Source organism: Halobacteriovorax sp. RT-2-6 (genome assembly GCF_047085025.1).
GTDB lineage: Bacteria > Bdellovibrionota > Bacteriovoracia > Bacteriovoracales > Bacteriovoracaceae > Halobacteriovorax_A.
Genome location: NZ_JBKIYH010000001.1, coordinates 1,487,189 through 1,508,731, shown reverse-complemented (window position 1 = coordinate 1,508,731; position 21,543 = coordinate 1,487,189). Strand labels below are relative to the sequence as shown.

Genomic DNA, 21,543 nt, shown 5'->3' with positions numbered 1-21,543 from the left:
TTTTTAATAAGAGTTTACTTTTTGAACTCATGGAATTTACTCACTCAAGGAGAGGAATATGAAAAAGGTATTTTTAGGTGCCGCTACTTTAGCTCTTTTAAGCACAAGTGCTTATGCTACAAAAGCAAGACTTCTTGCTCTTGGTGATGAAGTTGAAGACAACTACTACACAATGGATGATCGTTATATCTTCACTAACGCTTCATTTGTAAACAACTATGGAGATATGGTTGTACTTGAGTACGGTGCAGAAGGTATTGGTTCTGGATCAGCAACTCTTGATACTGATGGTGACCCAAAAGCGATGGGTGGATTCTTTAAGAAAATGGGGAACTTCACTTATGGTCTTTACCTAGGTAACGAATCAAATATTTCTACATCTCTAAGAATTCTTGCATCAGCTCCAGCTGCTACAACAAACTACTTAGCTTCATCAGATAATCAACTAGAACTTTTCATTGGTGGAAAAGCTGGTGTTAACTGGGGTGCAGCTTTTGTTTATGCTTCTTCAGACAGAGACGTTACATCAATTGATGGGACAACAAATAATAAAATGGAAGACGAAGCAATGGCCGTTAAGCTTGGTGTTAACAAAGACAACTGGGATGCATACGCAAACGTTTCTCTAATGTCTGAGTCTAAGAACCTTCTATCAGGTAATAAGTTTGATGGAACTCTTGGTGTTCAAGTTGGTGGTTCTTACACAATCAATAAAGACACTAAATTCTACGGTTCATATAAAACATTTTCTTGGGACCAAGAAAGAGGTTTCGGTGCTGAAGATGGTGAACTTTCTCGTTTAGATCTTGGTGCAGGTAAAGAATACAAAGTTGAAGGTGGAATGGTTTTCGTAAGAACTGCATTCCAAGTAATCAATGTAGAACTTAACGCAGTTCCTGGTAAAGCAAAGCTAGAAACAATGAATCTTCCAGTTATTATTGGTGCTGAAACTAAAGCAACTGATTGGTTAACTCTAAGAGGTTCTGTTTCTCAATCTGTTTACTCAAATGCAAAATCTACTGACCTTGCAAATGCAACAGGTGGACCAACTAATATTTTAGCATCAGCTGTTGTTGCTAACTACAATGGTTCTTACACAAATGGTGATGCTTCTTTTGAAAACACTACAAGAGTTGCTGTAGGTGCTACTTTAACTTATAAAACTGTTGATATTGATGTTTACACTGGTACAAATGGTGAAGACACTGATTCAAGAGTTGCAATGAAGTACAACTTCTAATTATTTTAAAATTTTTGATTGTATACAAAAGGCCGTGGAAGTGTAACCACGGCCTTTCTTAAAAAAAAGTAAAAAAAAATTGCACAGAAAAACAAAAAGGGTATAATTTAGTAAATTATTTTTTTAAATCGAACTAGAACGCTAGTTTAAATAAAACAAAACAAGGAGTAAGTTTTGAAAAAAATGACAGGTATTATCGCAATGGCAGTACTTTCTTCTGCAGCATTTGCAAACACAATCGTTCCAGAAACTTCACGTGATGGAAAAACTAAGAACTCTTCAGTTATCGCTACAACTGGTGAAATGAGAACTTTCGTAGCTGGTGAGTATAACTCAAAAACTACAGAAGCTGATACTGCTGGTGCACCAGAAGTTGATACAACTAACATGAATGTTTACGGTGCATGGTCAAACAAAATGATCTCTGTAGAAGCAGACATCAACATGGGTGAAAATGCAGATACAGATAATGATTCATACGGTGTACAAGCTGCATACAGAATCAACAAGCAATTTGCAGTTGGTCTTGGTTACACAATGATGTCTCAAGATACAGCTAGTGATGATGAGCAAACAAAACTAGAGATCGCTGGTTCATACAACATGAATGACCTAGTAATCGGTGCTTCTTTTGCAATTAACTCTGAAGAAGATAATGCTGGTACAGACGGTTCATTCAACACTCTAACTGTTGGTGTTGGTTCAAACGCAAACAACATGTCATGGGAAGCTGGTCTTACTTACACAATGGAAGAAGACGATGCAGCTAACGGAATGGATGTTGGTTCAAAATTTGAACTATTTGCTGGTATGACTAAAGTTGTTAACAACATCGAACTAGATGGTGATCTTTCTTACACAACTGGTGACGCTTCAGCAACTGCTGGTGGTGACTACACTAACCTAGAACTTAACTTTGATGCAGAATTCCTAGTTGGGAAAATGTTCTACATCACTCCAGGTCTTAACTACTCAAGTGAAGACGTAGCTGGTTCAGAAACAAACCAACTTGATCTATCTGCTGACTTCGGTTACAGAGCTAACAAAATCGATGCTACTTTTGGTATTGACTATGCTGTTATGGCTGAAGAAAACAACGTTGATTTCGATTCAATGGCTTGGAAAGTTAACGTAGCTTACAACTTCTAATTTTAATTTTAAAATTTAGAATATACGTGAAGGGAGACTTAGGTCTCCCTTTCTTATTTCTAACTAACTCATTCAAGCCATCATTTTTTTAAATTAAATTAAGTTTTTATTTTTTTCATCTTAGTTGAAAATTTGCATATACAACTTTTATGGAGGAATAAATGAAGAATATCTTTATGGCCGCAACTCTAGTTGGGCTTACAACGACAGCGTTTGCGAATACGATAGTTCCCGAAACGTCACGTGACGGTAAAACAAAAAATAATTCAACAATTGCAGTAACACAAGAGATGAGAACTTTTGTTGCGGCTGAGTATAACTCTTCAAATTTAGAACCAGATAGTGGTGGTGATATTGATACCACTAACTTTGATTTTTACGGTGCTTGGTCAAATAAGATGATGTCAATCGAGGCAGATCTAAATTTTGGAAATGTTGATACTGGTGCTACTGATACTGATAGTAATACATATGATATTAAAGCAGGCTTCAGGTTATCAGATCAATTTGCTCTTGGTATCGGCTATCAGATGGTTGATACAGATCCTGATAGTGAAGATACAGTTATTGAGATAGCAGCTTCATTTAATATGAATGATCTAATTATTGGTGGGTCTTTTAGTCTTGTGGATGAAGATAATGGAACTATAGATGGTTCTCATAATCGTATCATCTTAGGTGTTGGTTCAAATAAAGATAATATGTCATGGGAAGCGGGACTTCAGTTTGATCTTGAAGAGAAAGATGATGCTATTAAGTCTCCTAGTCGTACAAAAATCTTTGCGGGAATGACTACTGTATTAGATAGCACAGAGCTTGATGGTGATATTGATTACACAACTGGAGATTTCACAACAGCTGGTGGTGACTACTCTATGTTTCATTTAAATTTTGATGCTGAATTTATGCTACATAAGATGTTCTTCATTGCTCCAGGTATTGAATATACACTTATTGATAATGATGGAACAGACACAAAGCAACTCGATCTTTCTGCAGACTTTAGATATCGTATGAACGGAATTGATGCGACATTCGGTGTCGATTATGCAGTTATTGGCGAAGTTGGATCTGTCGATTACGATGAAATGGCGTGGAAGGTTAATGTAGCCTATTTATTTTAAAAACTGATATTAATCAAATATTTGTTATAAAAAGGGAGATTTTCATCTCCCTTTTCTCTTTGTATAATCTAATAAAATATTCATACGCCCTAGGAGTTCGAGTTGAAGTCGAAAAATATCTTATGTCTAAGTGTACTTTCACTTATTAGTACCAATGTAACTGCAAATTTTATTCTTCCTGAAATTTCACGCGATGGTAAAACTTTAAACACGTCTGTTATTGCATCATCGCAAGAAAAGAGAAATTTTGCGGCGGCTAAGTATGAATACTTAAGCGTAGAAAGTGATACGAATCCAGTCGTTGAAATTAAACAAACTGTTCCAGGTGTTTTTGGTGGATTTTCTTCAAATGGATTCAATGGACAGTTAACTGTTGATATACCTACTTTTGATATTGAAGGTTCTAAAAATCATGCGACCAACTTCTCATTTCTCGGTGGATACCAAGTAAATAAGAAGCTAACTTTAGGGCTTGGTTACACAAAGTCTGAATTAAATATTTCAACAGATGAAAGCATTATTTCTGCCGGTGGAAGTCTTAAAGTTAATGACAAGGTTTTAGGTGGTTCTGTTGAATATGTTGAAAATAAAACTTCTGCCACAAAAGGTGGATTCTTCGTTCTAAGTGCAGGCTTTGGTCAACAAGATTCTAAAAATAGTGTCGAAGCAGGTGTACAACTAAAGACTGAAGGCTCTGATGATTTAACGACTGGTAAGAGATTCACTCTTTTTAGTGGTATGACAAAAGTAGTAAATGGAATTGAAATTGATGGTAGCTTTACATATGAATTTGGAAACTACTTAAAAGATGAAGATAATACATCAGATGGAAATAACTTTAATGCTCTATACTTCGAATTTGATGCTGAATTCTTATTAGGATCAAGCTTCTATATTACTCCGGGAATAAATTATTCGGCCGAAAATGCTCCAGGTGTCTCAAGTGACACTTCTGACGTAAGACTTAAAACTGATTTTGGCTATCGTACAAAAAGACTAGATGCAACAATAGGTGCAAGCTATATTTTTGTTGGTGAAGAAAATGATATCGACTACGATGGCCTTGGTTGGTCACTAAATGTAGGATATTTGTTTTAATTAATTTATTTTAAAGTATAATAAATCTTAATATTTATTTTATTGCTTCAAGGAGGAAGATTTGAAGAAGTTTATTAGTGCAGTTGCTCTAGCAGCACTTTCGACATCAGCATACGCTAACGTATTAATGCCAGAGATTTCACGCGATGGTAAAACAAAAAACACATCAGTACTTGCTGTTTCTCAAGATAAAAGAAGCTATATCGCTGGTGAATATACTTCTCAGGCCCTTGAAACTGATACGACTCCTTCAGTTGATCTAGATATTACTTTTACAAATTTATTTGGTGCAGTTTCAACTGATACATTTTCATTTGAAGGTTCTTATTCAAAAAATAAAATGGAAACGATGGGTGCAGAACAAGATCTTGCAGAACTTAATCTATTAATGGGATTTAGAACTGGTGGAAACCTAACTCTTGGTTTAGGGCTATCTGTAGATGAATTGACTGAAACTATTGATGATACTGTTCTTGAAGCAGGTGGAACTATGGTTGTTAATGGAACTACCCTAGGTGCTTCACTTGCTCATCATATGATTGATACTCCTACAACTGAAGGAGATTATACTGTTCTTACTCTTGCTTTTGGTAAACAAGATAAATCTGTTTCTTGGGAAACGGGAATTCAATATACAACTAAAGGTAACGATGCTGTACTTGCAGATACTCGCCTAGGAGTTTTTGGTAACGGTACAATGATTGTTAATGATGTTGAATTAGATGGATCACTATCTTATGAATATGGTGATTACTTACAAAATCGTGCAACAGACAACGATTATTCTCAACTTGAAATCTCTCTTGATGCAGAATTCTTAGTTGGTCCAACTTTCTATATCACACCAGGTGTTTATCACTTGAGTACTACGTTACCTAAAGCCGCTGACTCTGATTCATCAATTCTTAGCGTAAAGTCTGATTTCGGTTATAGAGCTGATGGTCTTGATACTACTTTTGGACTAAGCTACTCAACAGGTGAGTTAGAAGGTATTGATGCTGATGGTATAGGATTTAACTTAAACGTTGGTTACAAGTTCTAAGATTTATTTATAAATTTTATATGTGGACGGGGAGGCTTTGGCCTCCCTTTTTTTATTTTAATTTTCTTCTATAATTCTTTTTTTAAGTTATTAAAATTAAAGGAGTAATTTTGAAAAAAACACTAAGTACAATTTTATTATCATCACTAACTTTATCAGCAGCTGCTAATACAATAGTTCCTGAAACTTCACGTGATGGAAAAACTCTTAATAATTCTGCAATCGCAGTTTCGACTCAACAGAGAACATTTGCAGGAGCGATGATCGAAGATACTGAAGACACTTCAGGATTAGCAGCATTTGGTGCTTATTCATTTAAAAACTATTCAGCAGAAGGTGTTGTTGATTTTGGTGATGGTTATAATTCAATCAATGCTAAAGGTGGAATGAAGGTCTCTGATGACTTGGCCATTGGTCTTGGAATTGATTTTAATAGTTTTGATTCTGATGCAAAAGACATGGCCATTGAGTTTGCAGCTTCTACTAAGTGGAAAGAGTTTATTGTTGGTGGATCTGTTACATATAATTCTCAGGACTTGGTATTTGTAGATGGAAGTTATCTTTCTGCGACTGCTGGTATTGGGCAAGTGAATAAGAAAATGACTTGGGAAGCGGGAATGACTTATGCGCTTTCATCAGATGATCTAGGTCGAGATGATAGATTAAATCTTTTTGGTGGTTTAACAATGATCGTTGACCAAATCGAATACGATGCTGATATTTCTGTTTCATCAACTGACGGACTAAATATTTTCTCTGACAATATAATCTCTCTAACTGGTGATGCTGAAATTTTAGTACAAGATCGATACTACGTAACTCCAGGTGTTATGTGGGATATCGTGGATTACGATTTTGAATTCGATAACTTAGCAGTTTCTGGTGATTTTGGTTATCGTAAGGATAAAATTGACGCAACTGTAGGTGCTGACTTCTTCTTAGGTGGAGATCTGAACTTAAAAGTAAACGCTGTTTATTTCTTTTAAATATCAGGGAGGTTTTGACCTCCCTTTTTATATCCTCTAGAATAAAATCAAATTATTTAAGAGGGATTATGAAAAGACAAATTTTTGCACTATCACTACTATTAACATCAACTGCATTTGCAAATCGAGTTATGCCTGAGATCTCTAAAGATGGTAAAACGAGACATAGCTCTTCAATGGCCGTAGCAAATGATCGTAGACAATTTTTTAACACACAATTCGAAGGCGGAAGTGCAGAGATTCAGGATATCGATACTCTTGATAGTTCAGACTTTGATATTAATGGTGCTTTTGGGAATCGTGTATTTTCAGCAGAGTTTTCATATAATGACAATGTTGGATTTGCACAGACTCAGCCAATTATCACAGAGGTTGGCCACAATAGAGAAGCTGTTCTTCTTATGGGATTTAGACCTGTTGATTTAGTTTCTTTTGGTTTTGGATATAGAAATATTGAAAGAGACCTTCAAAATAAAAATATCAATACATTCGAAGTTGAAGCTTCAACTATGTTTAATATTAATCGTGTAAGCTTTGGTGGAGCCTATAAATACGTAAAGCCAAATTCAAAAAAGCATGGTTACTACACTGATCTAACACTTGCTGGTGGCTATCTTGATGAAGTGCTATCTGCTGAAGCTGGTCTTAGTATTAAAACAAAAAGCCAAGAGCTTAATCGTGGAACAAGAAAAGAATTTTTTATTGGTGGAACAAGAAAACATAGTAATTTAGAGTTTGATACTGATTTTGAATATGAGTCAGGAGATAATGGATACGCTTCAGGTGATTATAAGAGAATGAAGTTTAATTTTGATCTTGAAGTTCTTTATACAAAATATCTCTATGTTACTCCAGGTATTGAATATCGAAAACTTGATATTAATAACTCATCATCTGAACAAATCTATACTTCTGTGGATTTTGGATATCGTGAAGCGGGGATGGATATAACTCTAGCTTTTGACTATCTTGCTGATGGTAGTCTTGAGATTGCTAATCAAGATATTAAGCTAGATCAATATCGAATTACACTTGGTATGGGGTATCAATTTTAATATTGAATAACTCTTAATGCTTCGTAGGCTACAGTCGTGGCCACGTTTGAGAGATTTAACGATCTCACATGCTCTGAAAACATTGGAAGACAAAATAAACGATTAGGGTAGCTATCAAAGATATGCTTTGGTAGCCCTTTTGTCTCTGAACCAAAGACAAGATAGCAGCCTTTAGTGTAGTTTCGTCCATAGAAATGATTTTCTATGGCCGTCTTTGTATAGAAGAAAAGATTTTCTTCATCTGGCTTTTCATTTTCTATGAATTCTTCCCAGTTTTCGTATTCTGCAACTTCAACATATTTCCAATAATCAAGTCCCGCGCGTCTGACGGCTTTCTCTGAAAGATCAAATCCGTAAGGCTTAATAAGGACAAGTCTTGCACCAAGAGCGATACAAGTACGCCCTATACTCCCGGTATTTCCGGGAATATCTGGCGCATATAGAACAATGTTAAAAATTGCGTTACTACTCACTGGGATGACTTCTTAGTTTTGCTTTAAGAACTCTACAAGAGATCTAATCACAGTTCCTGAAGCACCTTTTGGTGGACAGTATGGTAGGTGAGATTGAGAGTCACCAACACCTGCGATATCAAGGTGTGCCCAAGCAATATCATTTTTGATGAATTCTTGTAGGAAAGCAGCAGCTTTAGCTGTACCACCAAAAGAAGAACCACCGATATTTTTAAGGTCAGAGATTGTACCTTTCATGTCTTTTGTCCACTCAGGGATAATTGGAAGTTCCCACATATACTCATCCGCTGTTTCAGCAGCTTTAAGAAGGTTTGCAGAAAGCTTTTTGTCATTTGACATAAGACCACAAACTTCAGTTCCAAGAGCAACTAGACAAGCACCAGTAAGAGTTGCAGCGTCGATGATTGCATCTGGTTTTAGATCACAAGCATAGTCTAGACAGTCAGCAAGAACTAAACGTCCTTCAGCATCAGTGTTTAGGATTTCAACTGTTTTACCATTTCTAGCTTTTACAATTGAGTCTGGCATCGTTGCATCAGCGTTTACTGCGTTATCAGTCATACCTAGGATACAAGTGATTTTTACTGGAAGTTTCATTTTAGCAGCAGCTCTAAATGCAGCATAAACAGTTGCAGAACCTGCCATATCAAACTTCATATTCATCATTGATCCACCTGGCTTAAGTGAATATCCACCAGTATCAAAAACTAAACCCTTTCCTACGAAAGCGATGTGCTTCATGTTCTTAGTAGCTTTTGTTGGAGTATAAGTAAGGTGAACAAGTTGAGCATCGTATGCAGAACCGTTGTTAACAGATAGGAAAAGATCCATTTTTTCTTTCTTAAGCTCTTTCTTTCCAAGGATCTTACACTTTACACCTGCGATACCTTCAACATCTTTTTTAACACGCTTTGCGTATTCAGTTGAACGTAGAACGTTTGGTGGCTCGTTAACAAAGTCACGTGCAACATTGATCGACTCAGTTACAAATTGTGAATCTTTGATAACTTTATCAAAGTCTTTCTTCTTTGCAGCTTTTTCAGCAGTATCAATGATTACTTCTTTAAGAGCAGCTGGCTTTGATTCTGAAAGATACTTATCAAATTTATAAGCAGACATTTCAAAAGCTTCAACTAGAACTGCTAGTGACTCTTCTTTTTTCGTTTTAAAAGTAAACGTATCAAAAGCTACAGCAACTTTCTTATACTTAGAAACAAGTTTATAAGTTTTCGCTAACTCTTTTCTAATGTCTTCAGTTGTAACTTTAGTTTTGTCACCAAGTCCAACAACTAATACGTCGCTACCATAGTGGTTGAAAGCATAAGTAGTACCTTTTGTACCATTGTAATCAACTGAGCTATTCATTGATTCAAAAGTAGCTTTAAGCTCTTTTGGCCAACCTGTAAGAGCTACAGTTTCTACTTCTTTTTTACCTTTTTTTGTTTTTGTTGAATAAGCACCAATTACATAACAATCAGCACTTGAATTTTCTTTAGAATTTAAATTCAAAGTGAATTTCATATTTGCTCCTTAAAAGGGGGTTTCAAAGTGATTTAAGAGGGTATAAACTAGCAGTAACTATACAAAAAGACAAAGTATGACAACAGTCGCTAAGGGTTTTCATGGACGCAGTCAAAAAGATCAAAGATTTAATCCCAACTAAGATATTTCAAAGATACCTTGCGTCAAACTTTATTATCCCTTTTGCGATGAGTCTTACTTTCTTTGTTGCCTTCCTCTTAACGACACAACTGTTCAAATTCATGAGGCTTGTGACAAAAAAAGGTGTAGGAATTTTTCAATTTTTAGAAATTCTTGGCCATATCTCTATTAGTTTCATCCCAATGGCGACTCCGTTATCGATTCTTTTTGCAATGATCTATACACTAAATAAATTAAGTGAAGACTCAGAAATTGTTGCATTGAGGGCCATGGGAATTAATAAGCACAGAATTTTTTCTCCTTATTTTATTATCTCAATTCTTATTGCTGTCTCTGTCGTTTCTTTAAATACGAATATGATTCCTACTTCAAAGAAAATATTTAGGAATACTTTTAAGCAACTTGGATCAAAGGGAATTCTGACAGATATTAAAAAAGAGCAATTTTTTACAGAGATTCCTGGGGTAATTCTTTTTGCTGAAGATGTGAAGGATGATGGAAAGATATTAGAAAATGTTTTTTTGAGAATCTCTTCTAAAGATGGTGTTGATAAAGTAATTATGGCCAAACAAGGAGTCTTGAATAAGCCAAAGTCTGATGGAGACTCAAGTGGTTTAAATATTAGATTTGATTTTTTCAATGGAAGTATTATTTCTATTGATAAAGAAGGCCATGAAGTAGAAAAAATTCTTTTTGAAACGTATGAATATCCAATAGTAACAGGTCAGAGTTTTTCGAGTGTTAACAAGGCAAGTATGATGTCATCTAACGAGCTGAGAAGACATATTAGAAAGCTAAAGGGCCAATTAAAAAATACTAAGACGAAGAAGATAAAGGATAAGCTAGAAGATGATATAAGAAAGGGAAATATTGAGTATTGGGAACGTTTTACGATACCTATTCAATGTATTGTTTTTGCTCTTTTAGGCTTTGTCTTTGGTGTAAAAAAGGGGAGAGGTGCAACTCGTAATACTAGTGCATTAGCTCTTTTGGTAACGATTGTTTATTACACCCTTTATTTCTCTGGTGTGTCTGTTGCTAAGAAAAGTAATTTACCAATCCCATTAGTCCTGTTCTTACCAGCGGTAGTCACAGGAGCTATTGGAATTAGTTATTATAAAAAATTAGATTGGAATTCTTAGTTTTGAGAATTTTCTTTTTGTTCTAAATATTCTTTAGATGTTTGAACACCACCGTTTTTATCAAAAATAAACAGTGGTAACTTGTAATCTTTTGCAATTTCAACAGGGAAAACTAAGCTTTTGACCCCTGAGCGAGAATTCATACCTAGTAGTTCACCATTATAAAATACGTTTAGAGCATCAATATTTCCTAGGCGAAGTAGAATTTTATCACCCTTAATTAGAAGATACCTTCCTTCTTTAAGCGTGAACTTTTTGATTGGATCTTCATCACTTTGATAAACAATCCAAGAATCACCAGTCATAGCTTTTAGAAAAATATTTTGTTTTCCATCTTCAAATGCAGCTCTGATATTTGCTGGAATAATCTCATTCTTCTCATCTTCTGAGATATCCTTGAATGCAAAGAGTGGAGAAGGAAGGTTGTAGAAATTAAGCTCTTTTTCTTCTTTTTCTTCTACCTTTTTTTCTTCTGGCTTTTCTTCTTTTTTAGTTTCAACGATAACTTCAGGTTTTGTCTCTTCTACTACTTGCTCAGTAGCATCTTCACTTGTTGCTTCTTGTGAAGTTGTTTCTGTCTCTTCAACGCTTTCTTCTTGTAGCGGAGTGTTCTCATCTAACACTTGTGCTTCGACAACGACTTCTTTAGTTTCTTCACCAGTATCTACTTCTCTGGATTTATCAAGATTAATAAAAATAAAAATACCAATAGAGAAGGCTGCAACAACACCTAGTAATTTATATTTTAGAGAGTCCGAAATTTGAACTTCCTTTTTAACAAGATCCTGCTTCTTCTCTACGTTTGCTTGAGGGAAGTCTGTTGCTTCAAGCGGTTGAGTCTGTTCACTTGCAGCTTCGCCATAAAGCTCTTCAAGCTTTCTTGTTGCTTCTTCGACATCGATGTCATAAGTTTTTGCCAGTGTCTTAACGAAACCTCTTACGTAAGCGATGTTAGGTAGTCGCTCGACGTCGTCCGCTTCAAGTGCCGAAAGGTTTGTTAGGTTGATTCTAGTATGTCTGCTTACTGCTTCGATACTTAGATCTTTCTTATCTCTGGCCTTTTGGAGATATTTTCCTAGAGATAGGTTTTGGGCTTCTTTTGCAACTTCCTGTTCCATTATTACGCCTTTTTAATTATAAATTATCAGTTTCAAATTTGTTTGAGTAATAAACATTCTTCATTAGATTATTCTTGATTACTAAGCTTCTTTTCGCATAATCAGTTCTTGGGAACTGCTCAATAATTTCGTTGTAAAGAGGTAGTGCCTTCTTAGCTTCACCAAGAGAACGATAAATTTCTGCAAGTTCAAACTTTGGTGCAATCTCTTTCTTACATTCACCTGTTGTTGCAATATTTAAGTTCTTGATGGCCTCTTTGATATTTCCATCTTTCTTATAGATTAGGGCCAATTGATAAGGAGCAGGACAATAGTCTAGTGTGTAGCCAGTAACTTCTTGAAGGTACTTAACTGCTGCATCTTTGTTTCCTCTCTTTAGTTCTATAAGAGATAGGTTGTACTTAACTCGATAGTTGTAGCGATAAATAAGGTCTTTTAAAACAATTTTGTAGTGCTCTTCTGCTTTATTGTAATCACCTTCTTTGAAATAAATTGAAGCAAGGTTATTTCTAGCGTCTGAGTTTTTATTATCTATTTTAATCGACTGATTAAAGTAGAACTTTGCTTTTTCTGGTCTATTTTTAAAGTAGTATGCAAGACCAAGATTGTTTAAAGTTTTTGTATCATTAGGATTTAATTGATTCGCATTCTCTAAAGCTTCAAGTGCTTGAGAGTAATCCTTATCGATCATTTTTTGAGTACCATATGTATAGAAGAGCTCTGCCTTCTTTAACTGTTCTGCTTTCTGATTCGAAGAACATGAAGTCGTCATGATTCCAATTAATGTTGCAAATAGAAAAGTAACTGTAGTTCGTTTCATCATTTCACCAAAAACGTTAGATTAAAAAGAGAATATACTCTTTAATTGTAATGGCTTTCAGTGCCCATTACAATGTTAATCTAAGAACTTACAATCGTTACCTATGCGCAAAGAAGATAACTGATTCAAAGTGTCGGGTACCAGGAAAAAAGTCGAACATGTGCGACTCTTCAATACGATATTCTGATTGAATTTTATGGGTATCTCTGGCCAGAGTTTGGTTATTACAACTGACATATACGATATGTTTTGGCTTTAGGATTTTAGTGAATTCATCAATATTTTTAAGTCCACTTCGAGGAGGATCAATTACAAGTAGATCAATTTCTGTAATTGCCATTTCCTCTAGCTTCTTTATGGCCGTGTGGTGGTAGATATCTAATTCAATATATTCCTGATGCTCTTTATTTTGTAACTTGATAAATTTAGTCGGAGTTGCATCCATGACAATAGTACGATGTGAGAGTGCTTTTGTAATATTTCCGCTTCCTCCAAATAAATCAACAGTGATAGAGGAGTTACTTGTGACTTTACTCATATATTCATTAACTAGTGTTAATAGGCGTTCATTCATCGGTGGATTTACTTGTAAGAACCCTTCCGCTGAGTAGTAGGAATCAAATGTTTTTAAGATTTTTCCATCTCGTTGAAATAATTCAACATGGCCTTTGCTTTTTTTTGCATCACTTTGCCAGTCTTCATGAAGCACTGCTAATTCACTATTAATGTCATCATTTGCCATTAAACAATTTTTAATTGTAATGATTTTAGAATTTGAATCGTTAAAAAAGCCAAGAGAGTTGTCCTTCTTATTATAATGAAGTTGAATACGATTTCGATATTTATAGCGTTCGTCTGCTTTATGAATAATCAGAGATTCACTTAAGTCGATTTTAAATTGGCGACTAAAGTTGTCGAGATAAGCTTTCTTTTTAAACTCAATCTCATTTTCATAACTAGTATGTAGGAAGTGACAACCTCCACACTCGCTATAGTAAGGACATTCAGAATCAGTACGTAATTGGGACTTCTTAGTTAACTCGGTTAAGCTTGCAAATTGAATACTTTTCTTAGACTTGTATACAAGGGCCTTTCCTTCTTCTCCGGGAAGTGTTTTTTGAATAAAAGCAATTCCATTTGATTTTGAAACTCCTTGACCAAGAGAGTCGAGGTGTTCGACTTTGAAATCGATTGGGAAAGTTTTTGGAAACTTGATCTCTTTGTTTGGTTTCTTCTTTTTAGTCATAGGAAAATATGTCTCAATCTGCTATAAGTATCAACTTAGCTAAATTAGTAATATTATTAAAGAATATGGCATCATTATTACAAAAATTGTCATTCCTGTTTGAACTTTTTTTCAACGGTAGTTTTATCCTCTTATTCACTCTCTACGATAATAAGAAGATCCCGGCCAGTTGGAATCAAAAGTTTATCGTGAATACCCTAGACTTAATGGTTTGGGTAGTCCCAATTGCCATTGCTTTAACGGTTATTAAGAACATGATTGAAGCAAAAAATGGTGAAGACTTTTTTCGTCGATATTCATTTTCTTTACTCGTATTTATACCGACACTCATTACTTGGGGTGATTTAAAGTTTACCTATTTGCTCGCCAGCGCGCACTTACTCTCGACTATTTTATCTTTATATGATGATGGGGGAGAGCCAACAAATCGAGAGTATAAGAATCGTTTTGATACGCTCTTTAGTAAAATCAAATTAACGTCTGCTCAGCTTGTTCTCTTCACCTTTGGTGGGGTTATCATGGCAGGGACTTTATTACTCATGCTTCCTCTCTCTGCTGCAGATGGAGTAAGTATCAGTTTTGTGGATGCCCTCTTTACTGCAACCTCGGCAACTTGTGTTACAGGACTTTCAACACTTGGAACGAATACGAGTTTTAGTGTGGTCGGACAATTGGTCATCTTAGGACTAATTCAAATTGGTGGTCTTTCCATTATGACCCTTTACTCTTCTATGGCCATTGTTCTAGGTCGATCGATGAAGATGAAAGATCGTATCATCATGCAGGACCTTCTCGATGTTTCTTCTCTGGAAGAGCTCTTTGCTATGATTATCAATATTGTTAAATATACTTTTATTATTGAGCTTTGGGGGGCCATTATCTTAACGATTGGTTTCACTTTCGAAGGCTTTGAATTTGGCCAGGCAATGTACTACGGATTCTTCCATAGTGTTTCTGCATTTTGTAATGCTGGTTTTGCTCTATTTGATAACTCTCTTGAAAATTATGCTACTAATCCTTTAATTCACGGAACTATTGCAATTCTTATTTCTCTTGGAGGAATTGGTTTCATTGCTCTTAAGGAATTAAAGGAAGTTGTCACTAGAGAGAAGACGATTGTTCGTTTAGGGATGCACACTAAAGTTGTTCTTATAACTTCATTAGCTCTTACTGTTGGTGGTGCAATTTTTATTTTCTTTGGAGAGTTTCTTGGTGCTCTCGATAGCTATAATCTTTGGGAGAAAATTCAGATTTCTGTCTTCCAATCAATTACCCTTAGAACTGCTGGATTCAACACGATTCCTCTGACGAATCTTCATTCGTATACGATTTATATGATGGCTATGTTTATGTTCATCGGTGGTTCACCAGGTTCGACGGCCGGTGGGGTTAAGACGACGACTCTTGCTATTCTTGTTCAGTCTATTATATCAACACTAAAAGGTGATAAAAACGTTATGATGTTTGATCGCAAAATTGCTGGACCTGTTGTTGTTAAGGCAACAGCACTTATGTTCATCTCTATTGTCGTTTCAACATCATTTATTTTTATCATGATGAAAATAGAGCCAAATCAAAACTTCTTACCACTTTTCTTTGAAGTTCTAAGTGCAGGGGGAACAGTTGGGCTCACTCTTGGAGTTACTCCATTTTTAACAGTCGCAGGGAAAGTCGCAATTTCTATTCTGATGCTTATTGGACGTATTGGTCCTTTAACTCTAATCTTAGCAATTGGTGAGAGACAGAAATACTCAGGTAAATTAGACTACCCTGACGGACGAATAATGATTGGTTAAAATTAGATAAAGGATTTTATATGCTAGTTGCTGTTATCGGGCTAGGGACATTTGGAGCAAAAACTGCGGTTGGACTTTTTGAAAAGGGAGCCGAGGTAATTGCTATTGATAAGAATGATGAGCTCGTTGATAAAATTAAAGACCGTACAACACACGCTGTTGCACTAGATGTTACTGATGAAAGATCTCTTCGATCTGTAAATATTTCTGACGTTGATACTGCGGTTGTTGCCATTGGTGACAATATTCAGATGTCGATTATGGCCGTAACAATGCTTCGAAAGCTTGGTGTAGGTCGTGTAATTGCCCGTGCTACTTCAAAACTTCACGAGCACGTTCTTCATGAAATTGGTGCTTCTGAAATTATTAAAGTTGAAGAGGAGATGGGGGAAATCGTCGCTTCTAAGATTATTGCTCCTCACGTTCTTCAGCGTTATAACTTTGCGGCCGGATATTCTATTGTCGAGCTTAAGCTTGGAAAGAAATTTGAAGGAAAGACTCTGGTAGAGAGTAAGATTCGTCAAAACTATTCACTTAATATTGTTGCCCTTCAAAAGAAGGTTCCATATATCACTGAAGACGGTAAGTCTGCTTATCGTATGGAAATTAACGATTGTCCAATGCCGATGGATATTATCGAATCAGATGACATCGTTGTTCTAGTTGGAAGTGAAAAGAATTTTAATAAACTTTTTGCTGATCTTGAGGATGCATAAGTCTTTGACGTCGCATAAAGGGGAATAATTTTGAATTTATCACTAAGAAATCGAGTCGCCTGGAGTTTTTCATTTGCAGCAGCAGTTGTAATTCTTCTAGCGTTCATCGTTTTTTATCATTTAAATAACCTCAATAAAGAAATTGAGTCGATTACTGATCGTTCAAATAAAGTAACTCTTATTACTGACGAGGTTAGGATTTCAGCGGTTGCGATTTTAAAGAATCAAAGAAGGATTCTCACAAAAAAACCAACTCCAGAGATGGTGGAAAGAATTCTAAACCTTTGTGAGTCTTTTACATCACAACTTCAAAGACTTGATACTCACTACGATGAACCAGAGGTTAAAAAGATTATTGGACAAATGCTCTCTTATACCGATTCATTGAAGGTTATTCTAAGTAAAGCTTCTTTATTCCATCGAAATAATATCGGAATGACTTCCATAGGTGAGCTGGCCGATAAAATTCTTGATGCATTCTCTGAGTTTCAAGACATTCAGTATTATCAGAATGTGGAAAGAGAAGAGAAAATTAAAGGAATCATCAACGAAACTAAACGCAAGATGATGATTACTCTAATTATTGCATTTCTTTGGACGATTATTTTAGGTCTAGTTATCCCTGGTAAAATTGCTTTACCATTTAAGAAGATTAAAGATGCTATTCGAGAGCTACAAGATTGTAACTTCGACGTTTCGATCTACTATTCGCAAGATGACGAGATTGGAGAGATTGCTCAAGAGATGAATAAGATGATTCACTCTTTCAAAAAGTTTGAAGAATTACGTGCAGATAAGATTGTTGTAGAGAATAGAAAGTTTGATGTACTTGCCAATATGGTTAAGAGACCTGTTCTTTTAACAAATGCCAAGGGTGAGCTCATGTATATGAATAATCAGATTTACCAACTTCTTCAGGTTCAATCTGAAGATACAATTGGTAAAGTGATGACAGACTCAATTATTCCTCAATGCATCATTGAAACATATGAACTTGCCATTAAGCGTCGTTCTAAGATTGAAAACCAGGAAATCAAAATCGCTAAGCGCGATGACTCAGCTAAATCAGATAAAGAGATTGGAGATAAGATTTCTGTAAAGGTTGATATCGAAGGGGATGAAGCAGGTGAGTCTCATGAAGATATCGAGGAAGTAGTTGAATATATTTACGAAGGCTATGCGTCAGTAATTCCAATTCGTGGACGCGACTCGTCACTAGATTATTACTTAATGGTAATGTCAAAAGAAGTTCAGGCATCTTAAGTATTTAGGTGCCTCAAAACTCTCGAAAATATAGTTATCCCTAGAAATATGTGCTATGATTCGTGGAATTTAGCGGAGTTATAGATACAATGATTGATAGGAAACTAATTCGAAATTTTTCCATTATTGCACATATTGACCACGGGAAATCGACTCTTGCGGATCGTTTAATTGAAAAAACAGGTTCAATTACTGATCGCGAGAAATCTGATCGTATTCTCGATAATATGGAGCTTGAAAAAGAGCGTGGGATTACCATTAAGGCACAAACTGTTCGATTGAACTACAAGGCCCGCGATGGACAGACTTACTACCTAAATATCATCGATACTCCGGGTCACGTTGACTTCTCATATGAAGTTTCAAGATCACTTGCTTCTTGTGATGGTGCTCTTCTTGTTGTTGATGCCTCTCAAGGTGTTGAAGCGCAAACTCTTGCTAACGTTTATATGGCCATGGAAAATGATCTTGAAATCATGCCTGTCCTTAATAAAATTGATCTTCCTCACGCAGATGCAGAACGTGTTAAGCAAGAGATTGAAGATGTTGTTGGTATTGAAGCATTAGATGCTGATGAAGTTTCAGCTAAGTCAGGACTTGGTGTAGAAGACCTACTTGAATCGATTATTGAAAAAATCCCTTGTCCTAAAGGGGACCCAAATAAAGATCTTCAGGGTCTAATTTTTGACTCATGGTTTGACCCGTATCAGGGTGTAATCTTCTTACTCAGAGTGGTTGAAGGTACGATTAATAAGAAAGATATTATCTATCTTAAGAATTCAGATCAAGAATATGAAGTTCTTAAGCTTGCTGTGAACACTCCGTTCTTTACTGAGGTAAAAGAGCTCGGTGCCGGTGAAGTTGGGATGGTTATCTGCGGTATTAAAAATATTCGTGACGTAAAGGTTGGGGATACAGTTGTTAATGCTAAGAAGAAAGATACGCCAAGTTTAGGTGGATACGAAGAAGTAAAGCCAATGGTTTTCTGTGGTATCTTCCCTGTTGAATCTCATGATTATGAAGTATTAAAAGATGCTCTAGAAAAACTAGCGCTAAATGATTCTTCATTTACATACGAGCCTGAAACATCTCAGGCACTAGGCTTTGGTTTCCGTTGTGGATTCCTTGGTCTACTTCACATGAATATTATTCAAGAACGTCTTGAGCGTGAATTTAGTTTAAATTTAATTTCAACTGCACCTTCTGTGTCTTATAAAGTTAAGATGAATGACGGTGAGATTGTTGATGTTGAAAACCCTTCAACAATGCCTGAGCCTGGAAAATTTGAAGAAATTACTGAGCCGGTTGTTTCAATCTCAATTCACGTACCAAACGAATTTGTTGGTAAGATTATTCGTCTATGTGAGGAAAAGCGCGGTATTCAGACAGATATGAAATATATTACTGAAGAGCGTGTGCAGGTTACTTATGATCTTCCACTAAGTGAGATGGTTTTTGACTTCTATGATAAGTTAAAAAGTTACACTAAGGGATATGCATCGATGGATTACGAGTTCAAAGGTTATCAAGCCTCAAAACTTGTTAAGGTTGATGTCCTTTTAAATAGTGAGAAAGTTGATGCTCTATCAATTATTTGTCACGTTGATAATGCATACTATAAGGGTCGTGATCTTGTAGGGCGATTAAGAAAGATTATTGATCGTCAGCAATTTGATATTGCCATTCAGGCTGCAATTGGTGCTAAAATTGTTGCTCGTGAAACTGTAAAGGCACTTCGTAAGAACGTACTTGCTAAGTGTTACGGTGGTGACGTTTCAAGGAAGAGAAAACTACTTGAAAAGCAGAAAGAAGGTAAGAAGAGAATGAAGATGGTTGGATCCGTAGAAGTTCCACAAGAAGCATTCTTGGCCGTTCTTGCTGTTGATGAAGAAAGTAGTGGTGGGAAAAAATAAACATGGAAGAATTGAGAAGTATTTTAGACGATGCTGTAACTAAGTTTTCGTCGAATGAATACTATGACAAATTAAGATCAGCAAAAGAAGAGTATTTTAAGCTTGCTGGGAAATTATCGGAAGAAGATGAGGATTACGAATCTCGTATGAATGGATTCGTTTACTGGTATATCACTCAACGTGACTTCGATGATAATGGGCCACTTATTAAGAAATTTGTTAATGAAATCTCAATTGAAGAAAATCAAAAAGATTCAATGTTAAGTATTAATCATTCTCTTTTTGAATACCGTGGACAAAATCTTTTTAAAAAGCATGTCTTTAAAGACATTCTACATAATACTAAATTCTATATTCCTAAGAATGAGTTTACGTTACAACTAGTAAAAGATGACTTATTCATTGCTCGAACAATTTCTCACGAAGGAAAGACGATGTTATTAGATGATATCTCTGTTCTTCCTTATGATGCGAGAGGGCCGCTTGTTAAGGAATCTAAGAAAGTCAGAAAGCTAAATGATCGTAAAAGAGATATGCAATTTCTTTTAAGGATTGAAGCTTTAAAGACTAAGTGGCGTCAGTACGGCCATATCGATCCGAAAAAGATTTTTGTTTTTAACTAATTTACTTAATTTTCTTCAAGTGCTTCAGCTTCTTTGAAGGTGTGCTTCTTTTTCCAAAGAACGTATGGAATGACACCTAGAAGATTCACTGAAATTGCTACTAAGAAGTAGAGATTGAAAAATGAAGCACCTTTATCTTGTCCCAGTGCCTTAAAGAGCTCTTCAAAAACAAGGTGGCCAACACCTGCTCCTGCAGGAGATATTGGAATAGCTATTGAAATCAGCCCAATAGGGATAATACTAAAAAGTTGTTTAATTCCAATATTTGTATCTAGGAAAGAATGAACTAAACTCCAGAAAGCGCTAATTGCAAAGATGTGGACTATCACTGAGAGGCCAATTGATTTTAATATCACGCTTCGACTTTCACCAATTTTCCAAAACGTTTCAGTAATATTTGCAATCTTATCTCCAACAATTGGTAGAATTTTTATTAATTCAATGACATGTCTTTTAATTCTTACCGGCATAAAGAGTACTAAGACAAAACCAAGTGCACCAAGTAGAAGCATAATATTGAATGAAATGAGAGGTTTTACCTTTGGTGATAAAACGATCAGTTCCGAATAAAAATAAATCGAAGAGGAGCCACCGACAATTAAAAGGCCAATAAGGCCAATGATTCGATCAATAAGTGCAGTACTTAAAAGAAATGATCTTTTTAAATTTCGATCACAATCTCTAACATAGAGAAGTTTTAAGAAGTCACCAGTTACAACACCAGGGAGAAAAGTGGAAAAGAATTGTCCAATCAAATTAATTGGATAAATTTTCTTTATATGAATCTTTTCACTTTTTGTTTTAAGGAGAAGTGACCAGCGAAAAGCTGCAATAAATGAACCACACACTAACAGAATAAATGAGATCAGGGCCCATGGCCCATTTTCAAGTACTTTGTTTATTAGCCCAAGGTCAAGCTTGTCTGACTTTGCAAGCCATGTCAGGATAGCAATTGCGAAAACTACTTTGAGAATTGTCTGGAATGACGCCTTGAGCATACTGTTGAAGTCCTTATTTAGACTTAAAACTTAGCATAAAAGGTGCTAATCTAGTACCAATTTTTAAAAAGGATAAAAG

General features: G+C 35.6%; 19 protein-coding genes. 13 read left to right on the top strand and 6 right to left on the bottom strand.

Annotated features, from left to right (window positions below; translation table 11 throughout):
* Positions 1-58: 58 nt before the first annotated feature.
* The 7 genes from ACMAYS_RS07090 (at position 59) to ACMAYS_RS07060 (ending at position 7,694) form a co-directional block, all read left to right on the top strand.
* Complete coding sequence (locus tag ACMAYS_RS07090) at positions 59-1,240, top strand: hypothetical protein (protein WP_412463002.1); 1,182 nt, start codon at positions 59-61, stop codon at positions 1,238-1,240.
* Between the two features lie 183 nt (positions 1,241-1,423).
* Entirely contained in the window at positions 1,424-2,389 is a 966-nt protein-coding gene (locus ACMAYS_RS07085; RefSeq protein ID WP_412463093.1) for a porin, read from the top strand.
* A 161-nt stretch (positions 2,390-2,550) separates the two neighbouring features.
* Positions 2,551-3,513, top strand: a complete 963-nt coding sequence (locus ACMAYS_RS07080) for a hypothetical protein (protein WP_392990757.1) — start codon at positions 2,551-2,553, stop codon at positions 3,511-3,513.
* A gap of 102 nt (positions 3,514-3,615) precedes the next feature.
* The gene (locus ACMAYS_RS07075; RefSeq protein WP_412463001.1) at positions 3,616-4,611 is read left to right on the top strand and encodes a hypothetical protein; all 996 of its coding nucleotides are present in this window, start codon (positions 3,616-3,618) and stop codon (positions 4,609-4,611) included.
* A gap of 61 nt (positions 4,612-4,672) precedes the next feature.
* The gene (locus tag ACMAYS_RS07070; protein ID WP_412463000.1) at positions 4,673-5,653 is read left to right on the top strand and encodes a hypothetical protein; all 981 of its coding nucleotides are present in this window, start codon (positions 4,673-4,675) and stop codon (positions 5,651-5,653) included.
* A 110-nt stretch (positions 5,654-5,763) separates the two neighbouring features.
* Complete coding sequence (locus ACMAYS_RS07065; protein ID WP_392990760.1) at positions 5,764-6,639, top strand: hypothetical protein; 876 nt, start codon at positions 5,764-5,766, stop codon at positions 6,637-6,639.
* Between the two features lie 68 nt (positions 6,640-6,707).
* Entirely contained in the window at positions 6,708-7,694 is a 987-nt protein-coding gene (locus tag ACMAYS_RS07060) for a hypothetical protein (RefSeq protein WP_412462999.1), read from the top strand.
* On the opposite strand, the gene ACMAYS_RS07055 is transcribed toward ACMAYS_RS07060, so the two are convergent.
* Together ACMAYS_RS07055 and ACMAYS_RS07050 are read right to left on the bottom strand one after the other, a co-directional pair.
* Positions 7,691-8,167, bottom strand: coding sequence for a tRNA (cytidine(34)-2'-O)-methyltransferase (locus ACMAYS_RS07055; RefSeq protein ID WP_233189732.1), 477 nt, complete (start codon positions 8,165-8,167; stop codon positions 7,691-7,693). The two genes, ACMAYS_RS07060 and ACMAYS_RS07055, sit on opposite strands and share 4 nt — an antisense overlap.
* Positions 8,168-8,179: 12 nt before the next feature.
* The gene (locus ACMAYS_RS07050; RefSeq protein ID WP_412462998.1) at positions 8,180-9,688 is read right to left on the bottom strand and encodes a leucyl aminopeptidase; all 1,509 of its coding nucleotides are present in this window, start codon (positions 9,686-9,688) and stop codon (positions 8,180-8,182) included.
* A 101-nt stretch (positions 9,689-9,789) separates the two neighbouring features.
* Between ACMAYS_RS07050 and ACMAYS_RS07045 the strand changes: the two genes are divergently transcribed.
* Positions 9,790-10,971, top strand: a complete 1,182-nt coding sequence (locus ACMAYS_RS07045) for an LptF/LptG family permease (RefSeq protein ID WP_412462997.1) — start codon at positions 9,790-9,792, stop codon at positions 10,969-10,971.
* On the opposite strand, the gene ACMAYS_RS07040 is transcribed toward ACMAYS_RS07045, so the two are convergent.
* From ACMAYS_RS07040 to ACMAYS_RS07030, 3 genes are all read right to left on the bottom strand, one after another.
* Positions 10,968-12,089, bottom strand: a complete 1,122-nt coding sequence (locus ACMAYS_RS07040; RefSeq protein ID WP_103218919.1) for a helix-turn-helix domain-containing protein — start codon at positions 12,087-12,089, stop codon at positions 10,968-10,970. The genes ACMAYS_RS07045 and ACMAYS_RS07040 overlap by 4 nt on opposite strands.
* A 16-nt stretch (positions 12,090-12,105) precedes the next feature.
* The gene (locus ACMAYS_RS07035; protein WP_158246932.1) at positions 12,106-12,909 is read right to left on the bottom strand and encodes a tetratricopeptide repeat protein; all 804 of its coding nucleotides are present in this window, start codon (positions 12,907-12,909) and stop codon (positions 12,106-12,108) included.
* Positions 12,910-13,006: 97 nt separating this feature from the next.
* Positions 13,007-14,155 carry a class I SAM-dependent RNA methyltransferase gene (locus tag ACMAYS_RS07030; RefSeq protein WP_412462996.1) on the bottom strand — a complete coding sequence of 383 codons (1,149 nt, stop codon included), beginning with the start codon at positions 14,153-14,155 and terminating at the stop codon, positions 13,007-13,009.
* A gap of 65 nt (positions 14,156-14,220) precedes the next feature.
* On the opposite strand from ACMAYS_RS07030, the gene ACMAYS_RS07025 reads away from it, so the two are divergent.
* The 5 genes from ACMAYS_RS07025 to ACMAYS_RS07005 all read left to right on the top strand — a co-directional run bounded on the left by ACMAYS_RS07025 (position 14,221) and on the right by ACMAYS_RS07005 (position 20,466).
* Positions 14,221-15,951, top strand: a complete 1,731-nt coding sequence (locus ACMAYS_RS07025; RefSeq protein WP_158246933.1) for a TrkH family potassium uptake protein — start codon at positions 14,221-14,223, stop codon at positions 15,949-15,951.
* A 20-nt stretch (positions 15,952-15,971) separates the two neighbouring features.
* On the top strand, positions 15,972-16,667 hold the full coding sequence (locus ACMAYS_RS07020) for a potassium channel family protein (protein WP_021266154.1): 696 nt from the start codon (positions 15,972-15,974) through the stop codon (positions 16,665-16,667).
* Positions 16,668-16,697: 30 nt separating this feature from the next.
* Positions 16,698-17,930 (top strand): HAMP domain-containing protein, encoded by a 1,233-nt coding sequence (locus ACMAYS_RS07015; RefSeq protein WP_103218923.1) that lies wholly within the window; start codon positions 16,698-16,700, stop codon positions 17,928-17,930.
* A gap of 89 nt (positions 17,931-18,019) precedes the next feature.
* Positions 18,020-19,843: a translation elongation factor 4 gene (lepA, locus tag ACMAYS_RS07010; protein ID WP_146037906.1), complete on the top strand. Its 1,824-nt coding sequence runs from the start codon at positions 18,020-18,022 to the stop codon at positions 19,841-19,843.
* 2 nt (positions 19,844-19,845) lie between these two features.
* On the top strand, positions 19,846-20,466 hold the full coding sequence (locus ACMAYS_RS07005) for a hypothetical protein (RefSeq protein ID WP_103218924.1): 621 nt from the start codon (positions 19,846-19,848) through the stop codon (positions 20,464-20,466).
* Positions 20,467-20,471: 5 nt separating this feature from the next.
* Here the strand turns inward: ACMAYS_RS07005 and ACMAYS_RS07000 are convergent, their stop codons facing one another.
* Positions 20,472-21,464 carry a lysylphosphatidylglycerol synthase transmembrane domain-containing protein gene (locus tag ACMAYS_RS07000; RefSeq protein WP_412462995.1) on the bottom strand — a complete coding sequence of 331 codons (993 nt, stop codon included), beginning with the start codon at positions 21,462-21,464 and terminating at the stop codon, positions 20,472-20,474.
* Between the last annotated feature and the right edge of the window lie 79 nt (positions 21,465-21,543).